17 protein-coding genes and 1 tRNA gene are annotated in these 20,764 nt (G+C 66.8%); 6 read left to right on the forward strand and 12 right to left on the reverse strand.

Going from position 1 to position 20,764, the window contains the following annotated elements; genetic code table 11:
- Positions 1-105: 105 nt before the first annotated feature.
- From JS531_RS07245 to JS531_RS07260, 4 genes are all read right to left on the reverse strand, one after another.
- A complete protein-coding gene (locus tag JS531_RS07245; protein ID WP_214314542.1) occupies positions 106-1,116 on the reverse strand; it encodes a TrmH family RNA methyltransferase in 1,011 nt (336 codons plus the stop codon).
- 4 nt (positions 1,117-1,120) lie between these two features.
- A complete protein-coding gene (locus tag JS531_RS07250) occupies positions 1,121-1,822 on the reverse strand; it encodes an orotate phosphoribosyltransferase (RefSeq protein WP_214314544.1) in 702 nt (233 codons plus the stop codon).
- A 180-nt stretch (positions 1,823-2,002) separates the two neighbouring features.
- On the reverse strand, positions 2,003-3,499 hold the full coding sequence (rmuC, locus tag JS531_RS07255) for a DNA recombination protein RmuC (protein WP_214314546.1): 1,497 nt from the start codon (positions 3,497-3,499) through the stop codon (positions 2,003-2,005).
- A gap of 124 nt (positions 3,500-3,623) precedes the next feature.
- Positions 3,624-3,905 (reverse strand): metal-sensitive transcriptional regulator, encoded by a 282-nt coding sequence (locus tag JS531_RS07260; RefSeq protein ID WP_214314548.1) that lies wholly within the window; start codon positions 3,903-3,905, stop codon positions 3,624-3,626.
- A gap of 221 nt (positions 3,906-4,126) precedes the next feature.
- Here JS531_RS07260 and JS531_RS07265 point away from each other — a divergent pair, with 221 nt between their 5' ends.
- The gene (locus tag JS531_RS07265) at positions 4,127-7,018 is read left to right on the forward strand and encodes an HAD-IC family P-type ATPase (protein WP_214314550.1); all 2,892 of its coding nucleotides are present in this window, start codon (positions 4,127-4,129) and stop codon (positions 7,016-7,018) included.
- 681 nt (positions 7,019-7,699) lie between these two features.
- On the opposite strand, the gene JS531_RS07270 is transcribed toward JS531_RS07265, so the two are convergent.
- The 7 genes from JS531_RS07270 to rpsF form a co-directional block, all read right to left on the reverse strand.
- Positions 7,700-8,638 carry a DUF3152 domain-containing protein gene (locus JS531_RS07270; protein WP_214314552.1) on the reverse strand — a complete coding sequence of 313 codons (939 nt, stop codon included), beginning with the start codon at positions 8,636-8,638 and terminating at the stop codon, positions 7,700-7,702.
- Between the two features lie 297 nt (positions 8,639-8,935).
- On the reverse strand, positions 8,936-9,670 hold the full coding sequence (locus tag JS531_RS07275; RefSeq protein WP_214314554.1) for an MIP/aquaporin family protein: 735 nt from the start codon (positions 9,668-9,670) through the stop codon (positions 8,936-8,938).
- Between the two features lie 251 nt (positions 9,671-9,921).
- Positions 9,922-9,995: transfer RNA gene (locus JS531_RS07280), tRNA-Lys, on the reverse strand.
- Positions 9,996-10,845: 850 nt separating this feature from the next.
- Complete coding sequence (gene rplI / locus JS531_RS07285) at positions 10,846-11,292, reverse strand: 50S ribosomal protein L9 (RefSeq protein ID WP_214314556.1); 447 nt, start codon at positions 11,290-11,292, stop codon at positions 10,846-10,848.
- 19 nt (positions 11,293-11,311) lie between these two features.
- Positions 11,312-11,560 carry a 30S ribosomal protein S18 gene (gene rpsR / locus JS531_RS07290; protein WP_093961239.1) on the reverse strand — a complete coding sequence of 83 codons (249 nt, stop codon included), beginning with the start codon at positions 11,558-11,560 and terminating at the stop codon, positions 11,312-11,314.
- Between the two features lie 152 nt (positions 11,561-11,712).
- The gene (locus JS531_RS07295; RefSeq protein WP_214314558.1) at positions 11,713-12,402 is read right to left on the reverse strand and encodes a single-stranded DNA-binding protein; all 690 of its coding nucleotides are present in this window, start codon (positions 12,400-12,402) and stop codon (positions 11,713-11,715) included.
- A gap of 53 nt (positions 12,403-12,455) precedes the next feature.
- Positions 12,456-12,752: a 30S ribosomal protein S6 gene (gene rpsF / locus JS531_RS07300; protein WP_214314560.1), complete on the reverse strand. Its 297-nt coding sequence runs from the start codon at positions 12,750-12,752 to the stop codon at positions 12,456-12,458.
- A 380-nt stretch (positions 12,753-13,132) separates the two neighbouring features.
- On the opposite strand from rpsF, the gene JS531_RS07305 reads away from it, so the two are divergent.
- The 4 genes from JS531_RS07305 to JS531_RS07320 all read left to right on the forward strand — a co-directional run bounded on the left by JS531_RS07305 (position 13,133) and on the right by JS531_RS07320 (position 18,440).
- Positions 13,133-15,190: a zinc ribbon domain-containing protein gene (locus tag JS531_RS07305; protein ID WP_276313207.1), complete on the forward strand. Its 2,058-nt coding sequence runs from the start codon at positions 13,133-13,135 to the stop codon at positions 15,188-15,190.
- A gap of 225 nt (positions 15,191-15,415) precedes the next feature.
- Entirely contained in the window at positions 15,416-16,429 is a 1,014-nt protein-coding gene (locus JS531_RS07310; RefSeq protein ID WP_214314563.1) for a ribose-phosphate diphosphokinase, read from the forward strand.
- 229 nt (positions 16,430-16,658) lie between these two features.
- Complete coding sequence (locus JS531_RS07315) at positions 16,659-18,071, forward strand: aminotransferase class I/II-fold pyridoxal phosphate-dependent enzyme (protein ID WP_240542096.1); 1,413 nt, start codon at positions 16,659-16,661, stop codon at positions 18,069-18,071.
- Positions 18,072-18,269: 198 nt separating this feature from the next.
- Positions 18,270-18,440 carry a hypothetical protein gene (locus tag JS531_RS07320; protein ID WP_214314565.1) on the forward strand — a complete coding sequence of 57 codons (171 nt, stop codon included), beginning with the start codon at positions 18,270-18,272 and terminating at the stop codon, positions 18,438-18,440.
- Between the two features lie 166 nt (positions 18,441-18,606).
- Here the strand turns inward: JS531_RS07320 and JS531_RS07325 are convergent, their stop codons facing one another.
- On the reverse strand, positions 18,607-19,131 hold the full coding sequence (locus JS531_RS07325; protein ID WP_214314567.1) for a hypothetical protein: 525 nt from the start codon (positions 19,129-19,131) through the stop codon (positions 18,607-18,609).
- A gap of 611 nt (positions 19,132-19,742) precedes the next feature.
- Here JS531_RS07325 and JS531_RS07330 point away from each other — a divergent pair.
- On the forward strand, positions 19,743-20,764 hold a 1,022-nt coding region (locus JS531_RS07330), incomplete at its 3' end, for a DUF4422 domain-containing protein (RefSeq protein WP_214314574.1).

The raw sequence follows: 20,764 nt of genomic DNA on the forward strand, positions 1-20,764 counted from the left end.
TGACCCTCGGCATGCCCACGATGGCATGCGGCGATTCCGTCGGCGTGCGTATCGTGCACGCCGCACGCACCGACGCGCCGTGCGCACGCCGTCGTCGTGCGTCGGCTACCGGATGACGGCGTGCTGGGCGATCCAGCTGTGCATGGCCACTGCGGCGGCGGCGCCGGCGTTGATGGAGCGGACGGAGCCGAATTGGGAGATGTAGACCACGTCGTCGGCGAGGTCGAGGGCGGTGCGGGTGAGGCCGGGGCCTTCGGCGCCGAAGAGGAGCAGGCAGCGTTTGGGGAACGCGTAGGTCTCCATGGGGACCGCGCCGGGGATGATGTCCATGGCGATGACGCGTGCGGCTTCGAGTTCGCGGATGCGGGCGTCGGCCGCGTCGAGTTCGGCGAGGTATGCGGCTTGGCTGCGGGCCGGTTCGCCGGCCGAGTCGGCCGAGCCGGCCGAGCCGTCGCCGGCATGGCCGGATTCGACGTATGTCGGGGCGAATGGATCGTATTCGGGATGTCCGGCGTTCGTCGGCGTGGAAACGTTCCGGAATGCGGTGGAACCGGCGTCATGGGACGTCGGGGCGTACGCCCCTCGTGCGACTTCGTGCGCGTGGAACGCCGCGGCCGCCGCCCGCGCGCGTTCGGCGGCGATTTCGCCGGCGATGCGGTTGCGCCAGCATTCGACCAGTTCGGCGATCGACGGGTGGTGTTCCATGTGCTGGTACAGTTCGGTCATCAGCGCGCCGTTGCGGTTCCATTTGTGCGGTCCGACGATGTGGACGCGCTTCGCCTGGAACGCGTTGGCGGTGCGCACCATGGAGCCGATGTTGAAGTCGTGCGTCCAGTTTTCGATGGCGACTTCGAAGTCGTGGCGTCCGTGGGCGTCGAGGTCGGCTTTGATGGCGTTGACGGTCCAGTAGCGGTAGCGGTCGAGCACGTTGCGTCGGTCGCCTTCGTCGAGGAGGGTGGGGTCGTAGCGGAACCGGTTGGGGTACAGCGGCGACGTGGGGTCGTCGGGCCGCGGTTCGCCCGCGTGTGCTTCATTCCATGGTCCGACGCCGACTTCACGGAAGACGGGTTCGCCGGAGCGTTCGGCTTCGATGTCGATGGGGTTGCGTGGGTGCACTCGGTTACGCCTTGAGTTCGTCTTCGTGGAAGACCTGGATGAACGGGACTTCGTGTCGGGTGCCGTCGACGGGGCTGATGACGGTGATCTCGTGTTCGTCCGCGCCTTGGCCGACGCCGCCCACCAGGGAGGCCACGGCCACCACGGACGCGCCTTCGTGTTCGACGATGGAGAAGTCGAGGCTGAGCTCGTTGCCGTTGCGCAGGGTGACCAGGGAGCTGGTCTGCACATAGGATTTCTCGGACAGCCACGCGTCGAGCAGAATCACGCGCTTGCCCTTGATGGAGGGCCCCTTGATGGAGGGGAACACGAAGTCCATGACGAAGCCGTCGAGGTTTTCGCCGCGGGATGCGGCCGCCTGGATGACGGCGCTGACGAGCGGCACGGAGGCTGCGGTGAGCGCGCCGACGGCGTCGAAGTCGTCCACGGAATAGCCGGCGTCCTCGAGGGTGTCGAGCAGCACGTGCCCCATCACCGAGGCGCTGCGATGGTCGAGGGTGACGCCGTAGAGTTCGGAGAACGGGCGTCCCACCACCGTGGTGGCCAGCAGGGTGCGCAGCTGTTCGCGCGGCTCGAGCGAGGCGAAGTCGAGGGAGCCGTCCTCGAGCGTGCGGGCTCCCGTGCCGGGCGTCTTGCCTTGGGCGCCGTCATGTGCGTTCCCGCGCAGTTCGGCGGGGCCTGTGGGGCGGAATCCGGATTCACTCATGTGCTCCAGAGTACGGCCCGCCCTCGTCACAGGCGAATCGCATGCAGGTGGCCGCCTGCCAGCCAATGGGTCGACATCGATCGGCAGCCAGACCGATTGACGGACCGGACGCCATCGGTACGTAACGGCCCGACCATCGACTACGCTGCATCCCCGGTACCATGCTCCCGTATTGCGGCATCACCTCCTGTCGTCCGGGTCCTGGCTCCCGGACGCGCCTGGTCCTTCGGGCGCGTCCTGCCCTGCGACTTCGGGCGCGGTGAGCTCGTTGATGTTGGTCTTGTCCGGGTCGAGCAGCGGCACTTCGCCGATGATTTTCGTGGGGTCCACTTTCTGCAGCTTGCGCGCGGTGGGCAGCACGCGGCGTTCCAGACTGGAGGCGAACGCATTGTATGCGGCCACGGTACGCGTGATCTGTGTGCCGAGCTTGGTGGCGTGCTCGCCCAGGGTGGCGAACCGTGTGTAGAGGTCGCGAGAGAGGTCGAACAACGTCTTGGCGTCGTCGGTAAGGCTCTGCTGCTGCCACGCGTACGCCACGGATTTCAATACCGCCCACAGGGTGACCGGCGAGGTGAGCGCCACCTTCCGGGCGAACGCGTCATCCATGAGCGTGGGGTCGGTCTCCAATGCGGCCTGCAGCAGCGCCTCGTTGGGGATGAACGCCACCACGAAGTCCGGCGCGGTGCCGAACGCCTCCCAGTACGCCTTGTCGCCGAGCACGCGCACATGCTCGCGCAGTGCCTTGGCGTGCGCCTTGAGCAGCTCTCCGCGGCGGGCGAGCGCCTCCGGACCGGCGGAATCGGGGATGGCGCATGCGCGCTGGTAGTCGGAGTACGGCACCTTCGCGTCGATAGGGATGGTCTTGCCGCCGGGCAGGTGCACCACCATGTCCGGACGCTGGTCCCGGCCGTCCGCACCCGTGACCACCACCTGCGTGTCGAAGTCGACATGCTCCAGCAGACCGGCGGACTCCACGATGTTCCTGAGCTGCGCCTCGCCCCACGCGCCACGTATCTTGTTGTTGCTCAGCGCGGCGGACAAGGCGCTCGTCTCCCTGTCGAGGCGGGACTGCTGTTCGTTCAGCCCCTTGAGCTGCTCGCCCAACGCACCCATCTCGCGCTTGCGCCCCTCCTCGATCTGCGAGACCTTGGCCTGCAGCGCGTCGAGGTTCTTCTGCACGGGCGCGAGCGCGGCGATGATCCGGCTCTGCTCCTTGAGGCGCTGCTCCTGTTCGACGCGCCGACGTTCGGCCGCCTCCGCCTCCACCTGACGGCGTTCCTCCGCGGCCTTGGCCTCCGCCTGACGACGCTGTTCGGCCGCCTCCAGCTCGGCGCGCCGACGCTCCTCGGCCTCGGCGGCGGCACGCTCCCGCTCGCGCTGGATGCGCACCTGCTCGGCCTGCTGGGCCTGTGCGAGCTGGGATTTGACGTAGGCGAGCTGCTGTGCCACGCCTTCGTGCTGCGCACGGACCTCGGCGTACGCGGCGTTGAGCCGCGCGATCTCCTGACGGGCGTCCGCTTCGCGCGACCGCATGTCCTCCAACTCGGCGAGGCGGGCGTCGCGCGCGCCCTCCCGCCCTTTCGCCTTGCCCAAGGCGAAACCGAATGCGGCGCCGACCGCGGCGCCTGCGAGCAGCACGATCGCCGCCGCCATCCATACCAATGCGTTTCCAGTCATGGCCCCAAGTAAAACACGGACACGCCGGACCGGTAAATATGTACCGGTTTTTCCCGACACGCCGCACTATGGGCCCATGGACACCACACGACCGGCGCCCACACCGCGGCGCACACCACCGTCTTCAGGAGCGCACCAGCCGCGCGATGGCCGCGGACGCCTCAGCGAGCTTGTCGTCGGCGACGTCGCCGCCCTGCATGGACGCCTCCCGCACGCAGTGCCCCAGATGATCGTCCAGCAGCAACAGCGCCACGGATTTCAGCGCCGAGTTCGCGGCGGAGATCTGCGTGAGCACGTCGATGCAGTATTTGTCGTCCTGGACCATCTGCTCGACGGCGCGGACCTGTCCCTCGATGCGGCGCAGCCTCGCCAGCACCTTCGCCTTGTCGTCACCGTATCCATGCATGGGGCGCTCCTTCCTCGGCTCCCGACGGGTCGCCGGATTCATCCCTTGGAAAACACCGCCCATTATACCCCATAGGGGTATAGGGTATACACTGTCATCGGGGCTAAGATGGGCTTGGATGACGGATCTGGACGATTAACCGGAGGGACCGACGCGACCGGAACAGCCATCGGCCGCCCGGAAACGGCCCCAAAACGGGAAGCAGGCAAGGAGCAGCACGCATGGAACTCAACATATTCGCCATCGTCGCGGCGCTGGTGTGCGCGGCCGCAGCCACATGGCTCATCCTGCGGTTCTTCTTCGGCGAGCGCAAAGGCGTTGCCGGCGAGATGCAGGGAAGCGAACAGCGTGCCGTCATCACGGTGAAGGGCGGCTATTCACCGGACATGGTGACGATGCGCGCCGACGTGCCGATCGTGCTCGAGTTCGACCGCAAGGAGACCGGCGAATGCACCTCGCACGTCGTGTTCGGCGATCTGGGCGTCGACGCCATGCTGCCCGGCAATGCCACCACCGAAGTGCGCCTGCCCGCGCTCCCGGCGGGCGACTACCCGTTCGCCTGCGGCATGAACATGGTCCACGGCCTGCTGCGCGTGGAGAGCGACGGCAACGCATCCGGCGCGTCGGCCGGCGCATCTGCCGCCACCGGTCCATCCGCCCACGCCTCCGATTCCGGAGCGACGGGCCTCGCCGGCATCCCCGACGGCGTTTCCTCGCCCGGCATGACCGCAGGCACCGACTTCGCCGACGCGCAGACGCGCGAGGCCGCGGAGCGTCGCGCCGAAATCACGCATCTCACCAAACTCGTCGTTCTCGGCACCGTGCTCACGCTGCCGGTGTTCGCCGGGATGATGCTGCACATGATCGACCACATGCTCGTGCCGGACTGGCTCATCAACCCATGGCTGCAGGCCGTGCTCATCACGCCGGTCATGTTCTACTGCGGCGCCCCCATCCATCAGGTGGGCTTCCCCGCGCTGAAGCATCGCGCACCGGACATGAACTCGCTGGTCTCCCTCGGTACGAGCGCCGCATACCTGTACAGTCTGCTGGTGTGCGTGGCGCCGTGGCTGCTGCCGGAAGGCTCGCGGGAGCCGTACTTCGAATCGGTGGGCGTGGTCATCACGCTCGTGCTGGTCGGACGCCTGCTGGAGACGAAGGCGCGCGAAGGCACCGGCAAAGCGGTGCAGAGCCTCATCAGACTGCGTCCGCGCACCGCGCACGTCCTCACCTCCCCTGACGCTCCGGGAGGGACCGATTGGCTCGACCCCGCCCTGTGGAAGGACGTCGACATCGACGACGTGCACGTCGGCGACCTTGTCGTTGTCAAGGCCGGCGAACGCATCCCCACGGACGGCGTCGCCATCGCGGGCGAGGCCGAAGTCGACGAGTCGATGATCACCGGCGAATCGCAGCCAGTGGCCAAGGCGGCGTCGGACACCGCGTCTTCGGAGACGATGCCGTCCAAGAGCGACGCGATCTCACCGGACGCGACGCTGACGGGCGCCACCATCGTGCGCCGCGGCAACCTGCTCATGCGCGTCACGCAGGTGGGCGGCGACACCGTCCTCTCGCAGATCGTGGCGATGGTCGCACGTGCGCAGGCCACGAAGGCCCCCGTGCAGCGGCTCGCGGACCGCATCGCCCGCGTGTTCGTACCTGCGGTGTTCATCATCGCCGTGTGGACGTTCGCCGTCTGGATCGCCGTCGGCCCGCAACCGGCGCTGGCGCACGCGTTGGTCACGGCCGTCAGCGTGCTCATCATCGCCTGCCCGTGCGCGTTGGGCCTCGCCACGCCGCTTTCGGTGACGGCCGCCACCGGCGTGGGCGCGACGAACGGCATCCTCGTCACCAGCGCGAAAGCGCTGGAACGCGCGCGCGAGATCGGCACCGTCGTCTTCGACAAAACCGGCACGATCACGCGCGGCGTGGCCGACGATGATTCCACCGACTGGTCCAAGCCCAGCTACGAGCGCGACCCCGTCAAACCCGGCTCCAAGGAGGCGGTCGCCGCGCTGCGCGCCGCCGGCATCCGTACGGTGATGCTGTCCGGAGACAAGGCGGACGTCGCCGCGCACATCGCCCGCGAGGTCGGCATCGACACAGTCATCGCGCAGGTACGGCCGGACGGCAAGGCCTACTGGATCGAACGGCTTCAGGCGGAACGTGACCGCGCCATACAGTCCGGCGATGCGGCAGCGGACGATGCGCAGGCCACCGCCGGTGGCGTCGACGCCACCGCTCCCGCAACGGGTCGGACCGACGGCCGCAAGGACCACACCGATGCGGAGACGTCGCGTCGCACCCGCCATCCGCGGAACCTCATCGCCATGGTGGGCGACGGCATCAACGACGCCCCCGCCCTCGTCCAGGCCGACCTCGGCTTCGCCATCGGCACCGGCACCGACGTGGCCATGCAGTCCGCCGACGTGACCCTGATGAGCGGCGACCTGCGCGGCGTCGTCAGGACCATCGAACTCTCGCAGGCCACGATGCGCAACATCCGGCAGAACCTCGGCTGGGCGTTCGGCTATAACATCATCGGCATCCCGGTGGCGGCCGGCGTGCTCTACCCGTTCACCGGGTGGCTGCTCAGCCCCATGATCGCGGGCCTCGCCATGGCGTTGAGCTCCGTCTGCCTCGTCCTCAACGCGAACCGGCTCAACCATGTCGCGCTGCATGGAGGAGCGGGGGACGGAACCGAGCGCGCAACCTCCGCGGCGGACACCATCCGGCACGACGCAGCCGGCCGCGCGGACGGGCCCGACGGTTCTTCGACCGGCGCAGCCGACGCGTTCCCCGAACCCCACGTCATCATCGACGAACGCACCACGCTTCATACCGGAGCCGAGGCCGACCCAAGCACTTCCCACGAACCACAGTCAGCAATGAACCCAACCAAGAAGGAGAACACCATGGAAATGCACCACATGCACATGCACCACGCCGCCCCCACGGACGGCGAGACCGCCACCGATCCGGTGTGCGGCATGACCGTCGCCGTGAACGCGGACGCCATCACGCGCGAATACGAAGGCAAGACCTACTACTTCTGCGGCGAGCACTGCGCCAACAACTTCGCCAAGGCCCCGCAGATCTTCCTCGAGCAGTAGCCGCTCCATCAATGGCAGGTTCAGCGCACGCACCATGCACCCTGCCGCCTGTTCGCTGAGAACAATTTGCCGAGAACAGGCCTCTGGATAGGCCGTTGGTTGTTCCGTCCTCAAGTGTCGGACGGAACAACCAACGGCCTATTCTCGTAATCCCCCTCATCCATCTTCTCTCTGTCTCTCATCCCGCAAACGCTTCCCATCGTATCCCGCAAACGCTTCCCATCGCATCCCGCAAACGCTTCCCAAGCGCATCCTCATCGCATCCTGCAAGCGCATCCCCCATCGCATCCTCATCGCATCCTCATCGAATCACCCGGCCAGCAATCAGCCGGCGAGCAGTCCCCATCCTCGCAATCTCTTCGGGGCGAATCCTCGCCCCGCCCTTGCCTATGTCCCCGGAACGACAGAACACGCCTCTCCACCGTTCCGGACCAACCCCCAGTGGTCCGGAACACCTGAATCACCTCACGAAAACCTTCCGACGCCACAAACCATGCCCCCGGAGCACCAGACAGCACCATCCACACGTACCGGACCAACCGCCCGCGGGCCGGAACACGAAAACACGCCCCTCGCACCTTCCGGGCCCACAACCAGCGCCACCGGAACAACAATCATGCAGGCATTCCCACTCCGGACCACAACCCCACGGGCCGGAATGCACAATCAAGCCCAATCCACCTACCGGGTCCACAACTCCGAATCCAACGGCCACTCGTTCGGCGTGCAGCCGTTCATCCCCTTCGACTGCTGCTGCATGAGCGGCGCCGGCTGGCCGCTGCCGCCGCACGGCGTCTCATTGTCGAAATGCCCCAGCCGATGCCCCACCTCATGGTTGACCGCCATGGCGCGATACCGGCGCAACGTGCCGCCCGCCCCGGTCCATGACGGCGTGGCCCCACGCCACCGATCCCAGTTGATGATGACATCGTCGCCCACACGGCAGCTGTACTCCGTGGAACAACCTGAACTGTACGACGGCAGATACTGCGCTTCGGACAGAATCAGCGTGAACGAGCAGGAGCCCGCCTGTCCCTCGCCCGCCTGCACGAACGTGACGCCCGCGCGCGCCCAGCCGTGCTCGCTGTTCAGCGCCTCGAACGCCTGCGTGGCGAACGCCGTCACATCGCCCACGTTCCCCTTCGACGCGACGCAATACGTGACCTCGCGACGCGTCTTCCCGCTCGCCGCGGCCACCTGACGCGCCTTGTCGAGCAGGGCGGCGCGTTGCGCGTCGGTCACCGCCAACGCCTGTTTGTCGAGTGCGACGGCGTCGTTGTCCGCGTCGGCGGCGTCCTTTTCGCTCTTCGCGTCCTTCCCATCACCCTCGGAGTCCGTTTTCCCGTTCTTCGACGACGTCCCCTTACCGCCGGCGTTCTTCGCCCCCTTGCCGTCCGACACGCCCGCGGTCTGCGTCGTCGTCGACCGTCCGTCTCCGGCGTCGCCTGAACCGCTCCCCCGGCCGAACACGCCGAATGCGGCGCACGCCGCCAACGTCACCGCAATCGCAATCACGGCCGCGGTGGCGATGACGACGACACGACGGATCGCGTAATCGCGCTTCGACGGCGACGTCTGCGGCGACATCGCCCGTCGGACCGTCGCGACGACTCCCGACATGGCATTCCACAGCGCGCGCACGACGTTACGTACGGCACCCCACGTACCACGATTATGCCGATCATGCCGTCCCGTCATACGCACCTCCCGGCATCCCCGCTCATGCCGGACGCATGCCGGCACCGCGCGGAGGACTCGCCAATCGGATTCCAGTATAGAAACGTGGACGGCCCGCGCGGTTCGAGGAACCACGCGGGCCGTCCACGGCAAACGGTTGCGATGTCGGTTGCGACGCACGGTTACGGCCGGACCGTCGAAACCCTCGGGACGACGTCGGTCGGGCCGTGTCGACCGATGTCAGTTGGCGAAGAAGGCGACGAACAGCCATGCGCCGATGATGGCGCCCACGATCGGGGCGACGACCGGAATCCAGGCCTCGTTCCAACGGGAGGTGCCCTTGGACGGGATCGGCAGGATGGCATGCAGGAGTCGCGGCATCAGGTCGCGGGCCGGGTTCAGGCCAGGGCCGGTCGGACCGCCCATGGAGGTCACGAGGCCCCACACGATGAAGCCGACGACGATCGCGGCGGCGGCCGGATCCTTCTCGCCCCACGGGTCCATCAGGCAGCACAGCGCGCCGAACACGAGCACGAGCGTGCCGAACATCTCGTTGAGGAAGTAGTTGAGCTTCTTGTTGTCCGCGTCGGTGGTGCAGAACGTGGCGAGGATGGCCTCGGGATCGTCGGTGTCCTTGTAGTGCGGGTAGTACGTGAGGTACACGATGAACTGGCCAAGGGCGGCGCCGAGCAGCTGGGCCACGATGTACGGCAGCACCTCGTTCCACGGGAACATGCCGGTGACGGCCTGGGCGAGGGTCATGGCCGGGTTGATGTGGGCGCCGGAGACCGCGCCGAACATGAGCACCGGGAACATGACGCCGAAGCCGTAGCCCATGGCGATGTTCAGCCAGCCGGCGTGATGGCCCTTCGTGTTCTTGAGTTCGACGTTGGCGACGGAGCCGTTGCCGAAGATCATCAGAATGGCGGTGCCGAAGAACTCGGCCGCCAGCTTGGTAAAGAGGGAGTATTCCACTGCTTCTTCTTTTCTTCTTGTCCGGATTGATGATGCGACTGCCGGGAAGGCAGGAGTCAAACAAACCAGACAAGCATACGCCGAGGGCTGAACTGACACGGACCCTACGCGGCGCGGGTGGGGGCGCTGGGTGCTGGGCGAGGCGCCGGCACCAGGCGAGGGCTGTGGGCTGTGGGCATGGGGCGTGGGGCGTGGGGCAGGACGCCAGGGCGAAAACAAAAAACCGGAATCTTTCGATTCCGGTTTATCTGTGCCCCCGCAGGGATTCGAACCCTGGACACGCTGATTAAGAGTCAGCTGCTCTAACCAACTGAGCTACAGGGGCTTGGTTAGGCGTTGAAGTGTTCCTTGCAACGAGTGATAAATATACTCACATCCATTTTGAATGCAACCCTCGGCGTGTCGCCCGGAATTCCAACGTTTCCGAAAGCGTGGATTCATCGCCTGCCGGACGCCTGGCTATTTCTCCGACCGCGCCAAATACAGCTCTTTACATAATCATTACAACCACGACGGGCTTCCGCGTCGGTTCCTTGCCAACCACGCCGCACTCCCGACGTCCGTGGCACGGTAGCGACGCACACGGGCCACCCGGCGTTGTTTCCTTGCCAACTCTGGCACGCCGCCGACGTCCGTGGCACGGCAGCGACGCGCACGGTCCGGCCAGCGTCGGTTCCTTGCCAACCGTGGCATGCCTCCGACGCCCATGGCATGGTCCCGACGCACACGGGCCACCCGGCGTTGTTTCCTTGCCACCCCTGGCACACCGGCGACGCCCATGGCACGGTCCCGACGCGCAGAGGCTACCCAGCGTCGCATCCCCGCCAACCCCGGCACACCTCCGACGCCCATGGCACGGTCCCGACGCACACGGGCCACCCAGCGTCGCATCCCCGCCAACCACGGCACACCACCGACGCATACGGCACACCACCAATGCCCATGGCACGGCAGCGACGCCCGTGGCACGCAGCCACCACCCGCAAACCCCGCGCTATACGAAATACGAAATACGAAAACCCCGCGCCTCCACGTGACGATGTCACGCAGGGCGCGGGGTCTCCGATGCTTAAGCTCAGACTCCAGTGGCTTCAATCAGAAAGCCCATGTCTGATGGGGTTCCGACGGCGAAAGCCACCGGAATCATGCAGTTGGTGCAGCCTAGATGGCCAACGTCACTCGGCGACGACCTTCACGAAGAAGTTCGCGACAATCTCCGGGTGGAGCTGGACCGTGGCCGGGAACTCGCCGGTGGTCTTGATGGACTCGACGGTGATGGCCTTCGGGTCGACCGGGGCCTTGTCGAGCAGGGCCATGGCGATGGCTTCCTTGGAGATGCCACCGAACAGCTTGCCGGACTCGGAAACCTTGGCGGCGATCTCGACGGCGGAGCCCTCGATGGCGGCCTTGGCGGCGACGGCGTCCTCACGGGTGGCGACGGCCTTGGCCAGACGGGCGCGCTTCATGGCGACGATCTGGGCTTCGGCACCCTTGTTCCACGCGAAGGCGAGGCCCTGCGGGATCAGGTAGTTGCGGGCGTAGCCGGCCTTGACGCTGACGACGTCGCCGGAGTGACCCAGGTTCGGGACGGTCTTGGTGAGAATAACCTTGGATTCAGCCATTTCTTCAGCCTCCTAAAACTCAGCGACCGGACGTGGCGTACGGCAGCAGAGCCATCTCGCGGGCGTTCTTGATCGCCTTCGCGAGCTCGCGCTGCTCCTGCACGGTGACGCCGGTGATACGACGGGAGCGGATCTTGCCGCGATCGGAGATGAACTTGCGCAGCAGCGCGACGTCCTTGTAATCGATCTCGGTGACCTTCGCCGCCTTCAGCGGGTTCGGCTTCTTCTTGAACGGCTTGACCGGCGGTTGCGGCCTCTTGCGGGACATGATGTTCTCCTTGTTTACGATGTGATGCTTGATTGCTTGCGTTGCGCTGGATCGACGCTCGTCGCCCGTCCGACGGTCCGGACCGCGTTCACGCGGTCGCCGCGACGGTCATGCCGTACGTCGCGAGGGACGGGGACGAGCGGTCGGACGGATCAGAATTCCGGCTCGCCGTCGGCGTTGCCGCCGAAATCGGAGGAGCCGCCGAAGGTCGAGAAGCTGCCGGAACCGGCGTCGCTTCCCCACGGATCGGCCGCGGGCGCCTGCGGGGCGGCCGGCGCGGACGGGGCGCTCTGGGCGGGCTGGGCGTTGAAGCCGGAGCCGCCACCCTGGTAGCCGTTGCCACCGGAGTAGTTGTTGCCGCCGGCGTAGCTGGCGCCGCCGGAGTAGCCTCCGTTGCCGCCGTTGCCGAATCCGCCGCCGTTGTTGCCGTAGCCGCCGTTGCCGCCCTGGTTGCGACCGGCGAAGCCGCCCTGTCCGGAGGACTGGCGGGTCACCTGTGCGGTGGCGTAGCGCAGCGACGGGCCGATTTCGTCGACCTGCATTTCGACGACGGTGCGGTTGGAGCCGTCCGAAGCCTGGTAGGAACGCTGCTGCAGGCGACCCGTCGCGATCACGCGCATGCCCTTGGAGAGGCTCTGCGCGCAGTGATCGGCGAGATCGCGCCATGCGCTGCAGCGCATGAACAGCGCCTGACCGTCCTGCCACTGACCGGACTGGCGGTCGTAGTTGCGCGGCGTGGACGCGATGGTGAAGCTCGCCACAGTGGCGCCGGAACCGATGGTTCGCAGCTCGGGATCCGCGGTGAGGTTGCCGATGATGGTGATCGTGGTTTCGCCTGCCATGACGTTACCTTCTTATCGATGTATCGATTTCCAGCGTGACGCTGGGCTAACGCTTACTTGGCGTCCTTACGAAGGATCTTCGTACGGATCACGGATTCGTTGAGGTTGAGCACACGGTCGAGCTCGGCGCTGGTAGCGGGCTCGGCGGTGTAGGTCACCACGACGTAGTTGCCTTCGGTCTTGCCGGCGATCTCGTAGGCAAGCTTGCGACGGCCCCAGAAATCGGGCTCATCGACGGAGCCGCCTTCCTTGGTGACGAGTTCCAGATACTGCTCGGTCAGCTTCTTCAGACCGCGCTCATCCAGCTCAGGATCGGCGATGAACATCAGTTCGTACTTGTGCGCAGACATCACCCACCTCCTTCGGACTATTCGGCCGTGGACTTTCCACGGCAGGAGTGTGTATACGCGTTCGTTCCCCGGTTCCTCACGCCCGACTTGCGGACGGAATCGCCGGAAAACACAACCTCACCAAGATAACGCCGCGGCTCGACAGCGAACCGGGCATGTGCCGGACGGCCGTCACGCATTCCACCGTGCACACCCAACCGTGCACACCCAACCGTGCACACCCAACCATGCGCCCACCATGCGTCTTTCAGCTTTCCTCGGACGCTCCCCGGACGCCCCTCGAACCACCCACAGAGCGGGCATCTTCCCCATTCCCGACGCACATCACTAGAATTAAGGTGATATTGACCAGAGAAGCCGAGCAGAAAGAAGGGACTCTCATGTTCTGTCCTCATTGTGGAGCGGGCATGCGCGAAGGGGCGAAGTTCTGCCCCGCGTGCGGCCAGGCGGTCGCCGCCGCGAGCGCGGCGCCCCAGCCGGCCGCCGCCCAGTCAGCGCAGCCCTTCTACGACACGACCGCCATCGGCCAGCACGGCGCCGCTCCGATGCCCGCCGCTCCGATGCCCAGCGTCCCGATGCCGCAGGCCACGCCGTCGGCCCGCCAGTTCTCGCCGTCCGCAGGCGCCGCCCCGTCGCAGCCGATGCCAGCCCCCGGCATGAACGGCACGCCGTCCGGCGCCGCTCCGGTCGGCGTCCAGCCGATCACCGCCGATCCGTTGGTCAAGGAGATGGTCAGCCCGCGCAACATCCAGGCGATCCTCGCGTCCGCCGGTTTCGGTCTGCTCGCCGCTATCGTGATCTCCATCTTCCCGGCGATCGCCTTCATGCAGTCCTCCGACCTGAAGGAGTACCTGTGGCCCACTGATTTCAAGGAGCCCAATTTCCTTCACTGGCTGATTCTGGCGACCACCTGGGGATTGTCGGGCGGTATCGTTCCCCGGCATGGCTCCGTCGATTCCCCCATCAGCCAATCACAACTTGAGGGGCTGCACGGGTTCGGTTCCCTGGGTCTGACAGGCGTCGTCCTGATCGCCGCCGCCGCCTTCGGTGCATACATGCTGGCGCGCAAGGGCGCGATCCGGTTCAAGTGGGCCGGTGTCATCAGCCCCTTCATCGCCGCGCTGCTCGCGGCCACCGTGTTGACGATCATCGCGGCGATCGGCGCCGCCCCGCTTCGTGAAGGCAGAACCGTCTACCTCTATCTTTCCGGCGCGACGTTCCGCACGTTCGCGATGACGTTCCTGCTCACGCTCATCGGCTCGGGCCTCGGCTACATGCTCGCGCAGTACGCCCCCGATTCCACGAACGTGTTCACCGCGGCATGGCGCTGGCAGCACCGTACGCGTGGATTCGTCCGCTCCTTCCTGGAATTCGTCGAGCTGCAGTTGATTCTTATCCTCATCATCGGCATCGTGCTGACGCTGTTCATCACGTTCAAATCCAATCAGGGCCAGTTCGCCCTGCTGTTCCCGTTGACCATCCCCACGCTCGGCGAGCTGTTGTTCGTCATCGCGACATTCGGCGGCGTCACCGAGAGCGGAAGCACCGACACTCTGGGACTGTTCAGCTGGGACACCCCCACCGACACGCTGCTCAGTTCCGTTTCCGCATCAATCAAACTGTGGATTCCATGGGTGATGTTCATCGCCATGCTGATTCTCTTCTTCTACGTGGCGCTGCGCGCCTCCGCCCGCAACCTGTACGATCCGGCGTTCAAGGGATGGGGCCACAGCTGGAAGATGCCCGTCGCCATCATGACGTTCTGGCTCATCGGCGGCGTCCTGTTCTGCACCTATACGGTCGACACCACCATCGACTCCATCAGCTCGTCCTACGGCCCCGCCCTCTGGTACTTCCTCGTGATGGGCGTGTGGGCGTACCTGATCGAGGCCGTGGCGAACTCGTTCGGCCCGTCCATGATCATGTCGATGCAGGGCGTGTGGAAGCTGTTCGCCGGCGGCACCGTCCAGACCACGCCGCAGGAGGTCGTCGACTACGTGGCCAGCTGCAACGGCCGCTGGTTCAAGAAGTACCCGTCTTCCGGCGTGCCGTCCGCATCCGCGCTGGCCGTCGCTCAGGCCGCGAAGGCACAGGCCGCCAAGGCGCGCGCCGCCGCACAGACGCCGGTCGCCGCGACCCAGGCGCCGTTCGCCGCGAACGGCCAGCAGTCGGCCGCCATCCCACCGATTCCGGGTGCCGCTCCGGCTCCCGCCGCGCAGCCCGGCTACGGTCAGCAGCGGCAATACGGTACCGTCCCGTCGGTACCCGCCCCCGCGACCCCGTCAGTCCCCACTCCCGCCGCGCCGCAGTACGGCGCACAGCCTGGCCACGGTGCACCGGCTGTGCCGGCGGTGCCCGTACCGCCGCAACCGCAGCCACAGCCACAGCGGCAAGGGCAGCAAGGAGGCCCAAGCCTGCCGCTGCCGCCACGCCGGTGATGTCGGTCATCACGCACGATTCGCGATGACCGGCGCACGCCGGTAACACGCACGCCGGCCGTCAACGATGGAGGTCGTGGAACCCAACCGGTTCCACGACCTCCATCCCGTTTCCGCCCCGCAATCGCCCTACCGCCGTCCCGCGCACGTGTCCCGGGCATGACAGGGGGCCTTGTACACTGGATGAGGCTCTTGCAAGGTTCGCTCACATAAGGACGGATACGAATGACGTCGCTGCTTGAAGGCACCCCGGACAAACGTATGGCGCTGGTCACTGGCCGCGCATACCCCGAACTGGCCGAGGAGGTGGCCACCTGCCTGGGCATCAAGGTGCTGCCCACCACCGCCTACGACTTCGCGAACGGCGAGATGTACGTCCGGTTCACCGAACCCGTGCGCGGCGCCGACATCTTCGTGCTCCAGTGCCACTACGGCCAGGTCAACAAGTGGATCATGGAGCAGCTCATCATGATCGACGCGCTCAAGCGCGCCTCCGCCCGCACCATCACCGTGGTGGCCCCGTTCATGGGCTACTCCCGTCAGGACAAGAAGCATCAGGGCCGCGAGCCCATCACCGCCCGCCTCGTCTACGACCTGTTCCGCACCGCCGGCGCGGACCGCATCATGACCGTCGACCTGCATGCCTCCCAGGAGCAGGGCTTCTTCAACGCGCCCGTCGACCACCTCACCGCCACCCCGGTGCTGCTCGACTACGTGCGCAACCACATGCCGCTGGAGAACACCACCGTGGTCTCCCCGGACGCCGGCCGCATCAAGGTCTCTGAACGTTGGGCCGCGAAGCTTGGCAACCTGCCGCTCGCATTCATCCACAAGAGCCGCGACACCACCCGTCCGAACCACGCCGTGGCGCACGGCATCATCGGCGACGTGGCGGACCGCGACTGCGTCGTCGTCGACGACATGATCGACACCGCCGGCACGATCTGCGAGGCAGTGCGCACGCTGCGCAACGCCGGCGCCCGCTCCGTCACGCTCGTCGCCACGCACGGCCTGCTGTCCGGCCCCGCCGTGGAACGCCTCTCCAAGTGCGGCGCGAAGGAGATCGTCCTCATGGACACCGTGCCGGTGCCCGAGGAGAAGCGCCTGCCGAACATGACCGTGCTGTCCGTCGCGCCGCTGCTGGCCGCCGGCATCCGCTCCGTGTTCGAGGAAGGCTCCGTGCAGACGCTGCTCGAAGGCCTGCCGGAGGACATGCGCCCGCGCAACATCTACGCGTGACGCACGTCGTAACGCACTGACGCTGCCACCGACACTGACGCAACGACCACGCAATCGGGCTCCCACCGGACCATCGACGGGACGGACGGGAGCCCGTGCCATGCGGCGCCGCATGGCACGACCCGAAACCCGAACCGGATGCGGCCGCGCACGCGGGCCGCGCCATCGCGCGCGCGACGTCGTGCGACGTCGCGAACCATCGCACCATCGCACGCCAAAGGAGGAACCGATGTTCGACTTCACCACCCTGCCCGACCGTCACGGCCGCGACGCGCTCGCCGTCGACGCCATCGGCGAGGACAACGGCGACCCGCTGATGCGGCCGCCCGCCGCCCCACGCGACGGCTACGACGCGATTCCCATGTGGGTCGCCGACATGAACTTCGCCACCGCGCCCGCCGTGACCGACGCGATCGCCGCACGCCTCGCCCACCCGCTGTTCGGCTACTTCGAGCCCACGCAGGCGTACTACGACGCGATCATCGGGTGGCATCGCCGTCGCAACGGCGTGACCGGACTCAAGCCGGAGCACATCGGCTACGAGAACGGCGTGCTCGGCGGCGTCGTGTCCGCGCTGCGCGCGTTCGCCACGCCCGGCGACGCCGTGCTCGTACACTCCCCCACCTACAACGGCTTCACCATGACCATCGAAGGCGCCGGATTCCGTCTCGAACACAGCCCGCTGCGCCGCGACGCCGACGGCGTGTGGCGCATGGACTACGAGGACATGGACCGCCGGCTCAAGGCGAAGCGCATCCACGCGGCCGTGTTCTGCTCGCCGCACAACCCCACCGGACGCGTGTGGGAGCGTTGGGAGATCGAGCGCGCGATGGACGTGTTCCGCGCCAACGACTGCGTGGTCATCTCCGACGAGATCTGGTCCGACCTGATCCTCGACCGCGCCGCCCACCCGCACATCCCCACGCAGTCGGTGGGCGAGGACGCGCGCCGCCGGACCATCGCGCTGTACGCGCCCAGCAAGACGTTCAACCTGGCCGGCCTCATCGGCAGCTACCACGTGGTCTACGACCCGTACCTGCGCGACAGGCTCACGGCCGTCGAATCGAAGACGCCGTACAACGAGATGAACGTGCTGTCCATGCACGCGCTAATCGGCGCCTACTCGCGCGAAGGCGAGGCGTGGCTGGACGAGCTGCTCGGCGTGCTGGCCGGGAACCTGCGCATCGGATACCGGTTCTTCGCCGGGGATGCCGCGGCGAGCGAGGCTGATGCGGCGGGTGCGGCGGGCGTTCCGGGCGTGGAGGTCGCGCGGCCGCAGGGCACGTACATGCTGTTCCTCGACTGCGAGCGCTGGTGCGCAGAGCATCGCGACGAACTGCTGGAGGCCGCGCGCCGGCGCGCGGCGGCGTCGGACGCCACAGGCGTTTCGGGTGTCTCGGGTGGTGTCGACGGAACCCTTGCCGGGGAATCGGACGGAACCGGCGCATTCCCGCCCCTGCTGCGCCCGGATGCGGACCCGTGCATGGACGAACTGCTGCGGCAGGGCTGGGACGTCGGCGTCGCATGGCAGGACGGCCGCGCCTTCGCCGGCCGCCACACCATCCGCATGAACTTCGCACTGCCCGAAGCCCGCGTGCGCGAGGCGCTGCACCGGCTCGCAACCCACGTGTTCACGCGCTGAGCGGCGTCCGTCCGGCATCGGAGGATGAGGCGCGCCGGAACAGCCGGACAGTCGGGAAGGCGGGCGACCGGTGATGTGCGGCATGTGCGGCCGCACGTACGGCCCCGCGCGGATGGTCGACGAGGCCGCGATGCGGGCCTGCCGGCGGAACACGCGAGACACGCCCGGTCGAACATGTGTTCGATTACAATGGGCCGCGTGACATACCTCAGCCCGCAGAACCTCGAAGCCCTGATCACCCGCTGCCACATGACCCCGGAGGACATCAGCCAGGTCATGGGACTGCCCGTGGACCAAGTACGCAAGGCCATCGACCGTCACGGCTCGTTGAGCAACGACGCGCGCGGCCGTCACTCGCGCCACGAGTGAGGTGACAACGTCAACGTCCCCGCAATCAGCAATCGATTGCGGGGACGTTGACGGAAAACAGCCGGCAATGGCCGGCAATGGCGAAACACATCTACGGCCCTATGGCTCATGACTGGTCATGAGCCATAGGGCCGTAGAGCCATTCTCTAGGACGTTCAGAAACCGCTTACTCCTCAGAGGCGCCGGTGAGCTCCTGGTTGGAGGCGATGGCGGCCTTGGCGGCGGCATCGAGGCCGCTCGTGGCGGAACGCAGGTTCTCTGCGTACTCGCGGATCTGGTTCGTGGCCTCATCCACGTCCTTCTGGGAGCCGTTCGCCGGGCAGGTCGGCGCCTTGCCGAGCTTGTCCACCTCGGCCTGGGCGGCCTTGAGGTCCTTGAGCGTGGAGGCATCCGCCACGTCCTTGGCGGTGAGCTTGGCGGCCGTGTCGGCCTCCTCCTGCGTGGTCTTCAGCGCCTCCTGATGCGCGGACAGCGCCTGCAGCTGCAGATTGCACTCCTCCACGGACTCGGCGGACGCCTTGCCCACCACGTTCGGCACCAGCAGGGCCGCGGCAACGATAATCACCAGCACGACGATGGCGCCGATGATGAGACCCTTGCGGGACTTGCCCTTCGCGGGCTGCTGGGGCTGCTGGGACTGCTCGGCCGAATTCTGCTGGCCGTTCGTAGGCTGCTGCGTATTGTCGCTCATGGTTCTGATTCCTCCCATGCACTCGAATGCATCGTTCACGGTATACATGACGGCGTTCCGTCCGCCAGTCAACATGCGACCGACAGCCAGTCGCAGGGCGGACCGGCCACATCTCTGCCGACGGAGCAACCAGCCAGACAGAACGCTCTGCCAGACGGAAAGCAAACGGCGGAAAGTCTACTCGCACGCTCCCTGAAATCAAATCCGTCTCGAAGTTGGCCCTCACCCATGGAACATGCACCACAACACGAGACAGCAACCACGCCTACGGCCACGACCCGAATCATCACGCACACCCGCACACGCCGCACACTGCACACGCCGCACACGCACCCGCACCCGCACCCGCGCACCTGCACACGCCGCACACTGCACACGCCGCACACTGCACACCCGCACCCGCACACGCACACGCGCACGCCGCACACTGCACACCCCGCACACCCGCGCACCCCGCACACCCGCACACGCCGCACCCGCGCCACACACCCGCCTCTCCCCGTCGCCGTGCCCTCACCCCGACGCGACTACACTGGAACGCACGCCGCCGGCACCGCAACAGCGAGGCGTCGGCATGCATCCCGCCGATCGCCGCATGGAGGAGCATCGTCATGTCCGTCAGTCCACAGCCGAAACGCATCCGCATCTTCGTGGCCGCCCACACGCCGGCCACCTTCCCGGACTGCGCGAGCATCCTGCCCATCCAGGTGGGCGCCGAACTCGCGGAGGCCGAAGGACGGCCCCTGTTCGAGGACACGCTGCACGACAACGACGGCGAGCACATCTCCGAACTCAACCCCATGTACAGCGAACTGACGGCCATGTACTGGGCGTGGAAGAACGTGGACACCGACTATTACGGTTTCTGCCAGTACCGTCGTTATCTGGACTTCGCGAGCACGGCGCAGGCGCCGCATCAGGAGGACGAGCTCGGCGAGGTGCCGGCCGGCTACATCGACGCGCAGTCGATCGCCGAATACGGTCTGGACGACGGCACGATCGCGCACACCGTGGAAGGCTGGGACGTGGTGACCGGCCCGCTGGTGGACGTGCGGCGCCTGCATGGCTTCATGACGCTCAAGGAGCAGTGGGACGCAGATCCGCATCTGCGCCTGCGCGACCTGCGGCACATGTACGACGTGCTGTGCGCGCGTCATCCGGAATACCGCGTGGACGCGGACGCGGTGCTCGACGGGCACACGCTGGTGCCGAACAACATGTTCGTGATGCGCAAGGGTCTGTTCCATGCGTACTGTGCGTGGCTGTTCCCGCTGCTCGACGAGTTCATGGCCAAGTGGGACCACGCGCACGCCGACGTGGAGACGCTGCGTACGCCGGGGCATCTGGCGGAGCGTCTGCTCACCATCTGGCTGGCGCATCTCGCCCGCGTGGGCGTCGCGTCCGTCACGTCCCACACGTCCGCTTCCGGTGACCTCGTCCCGGCTGACGTGCATACGTCCGTCGCGTCCGTCGCGTCCGATTCTTACGGTTCGGACGTTTCGGCCGCCTCACGCCCGCCCATTCCGTCCGATTCTATAGAATCGGGCGTTTCGACCGCCCCAAGCACCCCCGAAACGTCCGATTCTATAGAATCCGACGCGACAGCAGCCGTCCCACCTGCCCCGATCCGCCC

The organism is Bifidobacterium sp. CP2, assembly GCF_018555635.1.
GTDB classification, from domain to species: Bacteria; Actinomycetota; Actinomycetes; order Actinomycetales; family Bifidobacteriaceae; genus Bifidobacterium; species Bifidobacterium saguinibicoloris.

Bases quoted from the DNA above. Each gene is read 5' to 3' on its own strand.
- JS531_RS07250 (WP_214314544.1), bottom strand. From the start codon at position 1,822: ATGAGTGAATCCGGATTCCGCCCCACAGGCCCCGCCGAACTGCGCGGG.
- rmuC (WP_214314546.1), bottom strand. From the start codon at position 3,499: ATGACTGGAAACGCATTGGTATGGATGGCGGCGGCGATCGTGCTGCTC.
- JS531_RS07260 (WP_214314548.1), bottom strand. From the start codon at position 3,905: ATGCATGGATACGGTGACGACAAGGCGAAGGTGCTGGCGAGGCTGCGC.
- JS531_RS07265 (WP_214314550.1), top strand. From the start codon at position 4,127: ATGGAACTCAACATATTCGCCATCGTCGCGGCGCTGGTGTGCGCGGCC.
- JS531_RS07270 (WP_214314552.1), bottom strand. From the start codon at position 8,638: ATGTCGGGAGTCGTCGCGACGGTCCGACGGGCGATGTCGCCGCAGACG.
- rplI (WP_214314556.1), bottom strand. From the start codon at position 11,292: ATGGCTGAATCCAAGGTTATTCTCACCAAGACCGTCCCGAACCTGGGT.
- rpsR (WP_093961239.1), bottom strand. From the start codon at position 11,560: ATGTCCCGCAAGAGGCCGCAACCGCCGGTCAAGCCGTTCAAGAAGAAG.
- JS531_RS07295 (WP_214314558.1), bottom strand. From the start codon at position 12,402: ATGGCAGGCGAAACCACGATCACCATCATCGGCAACCTCACCGCGGAT.
- rpsF (WP_214314560.1), bottom strand. From the start codon at position 12,752: ATGTCTGCGCACAAGTACGAACTGATGTTCATCGCCGATCCTGAGCTG.
- JS531_RS07305 (WP_276313207.1), top strand. From the start codon at position 13,133: ATGTTCTGTCCTCATTGTGGAGCGGGCATGCGCGAAGGGGCGAAGTTC.
- JS531_RS07310 (WP_214314563.1), top strand. From the start codon at position 15,416: ATGACGTCGCTGCTTGAAGGCACCCCGGACAAACGTATGGCGCTGGTC.
- JS531_RS07315 (WP_240542096.1), top strand. From the start codon at position 16,659: ATGTTCGACTTCACCACCCTGCCCGACCGTCACGGCCGCGACGCGCTC.
- JS531_RS07325 (WP_214314567.1), bottom strand. From the start codon at position 19,131: ATGAGCGACAATACGCAGCAGCCTACGAACGGCCAGCAGAATTCGGCC.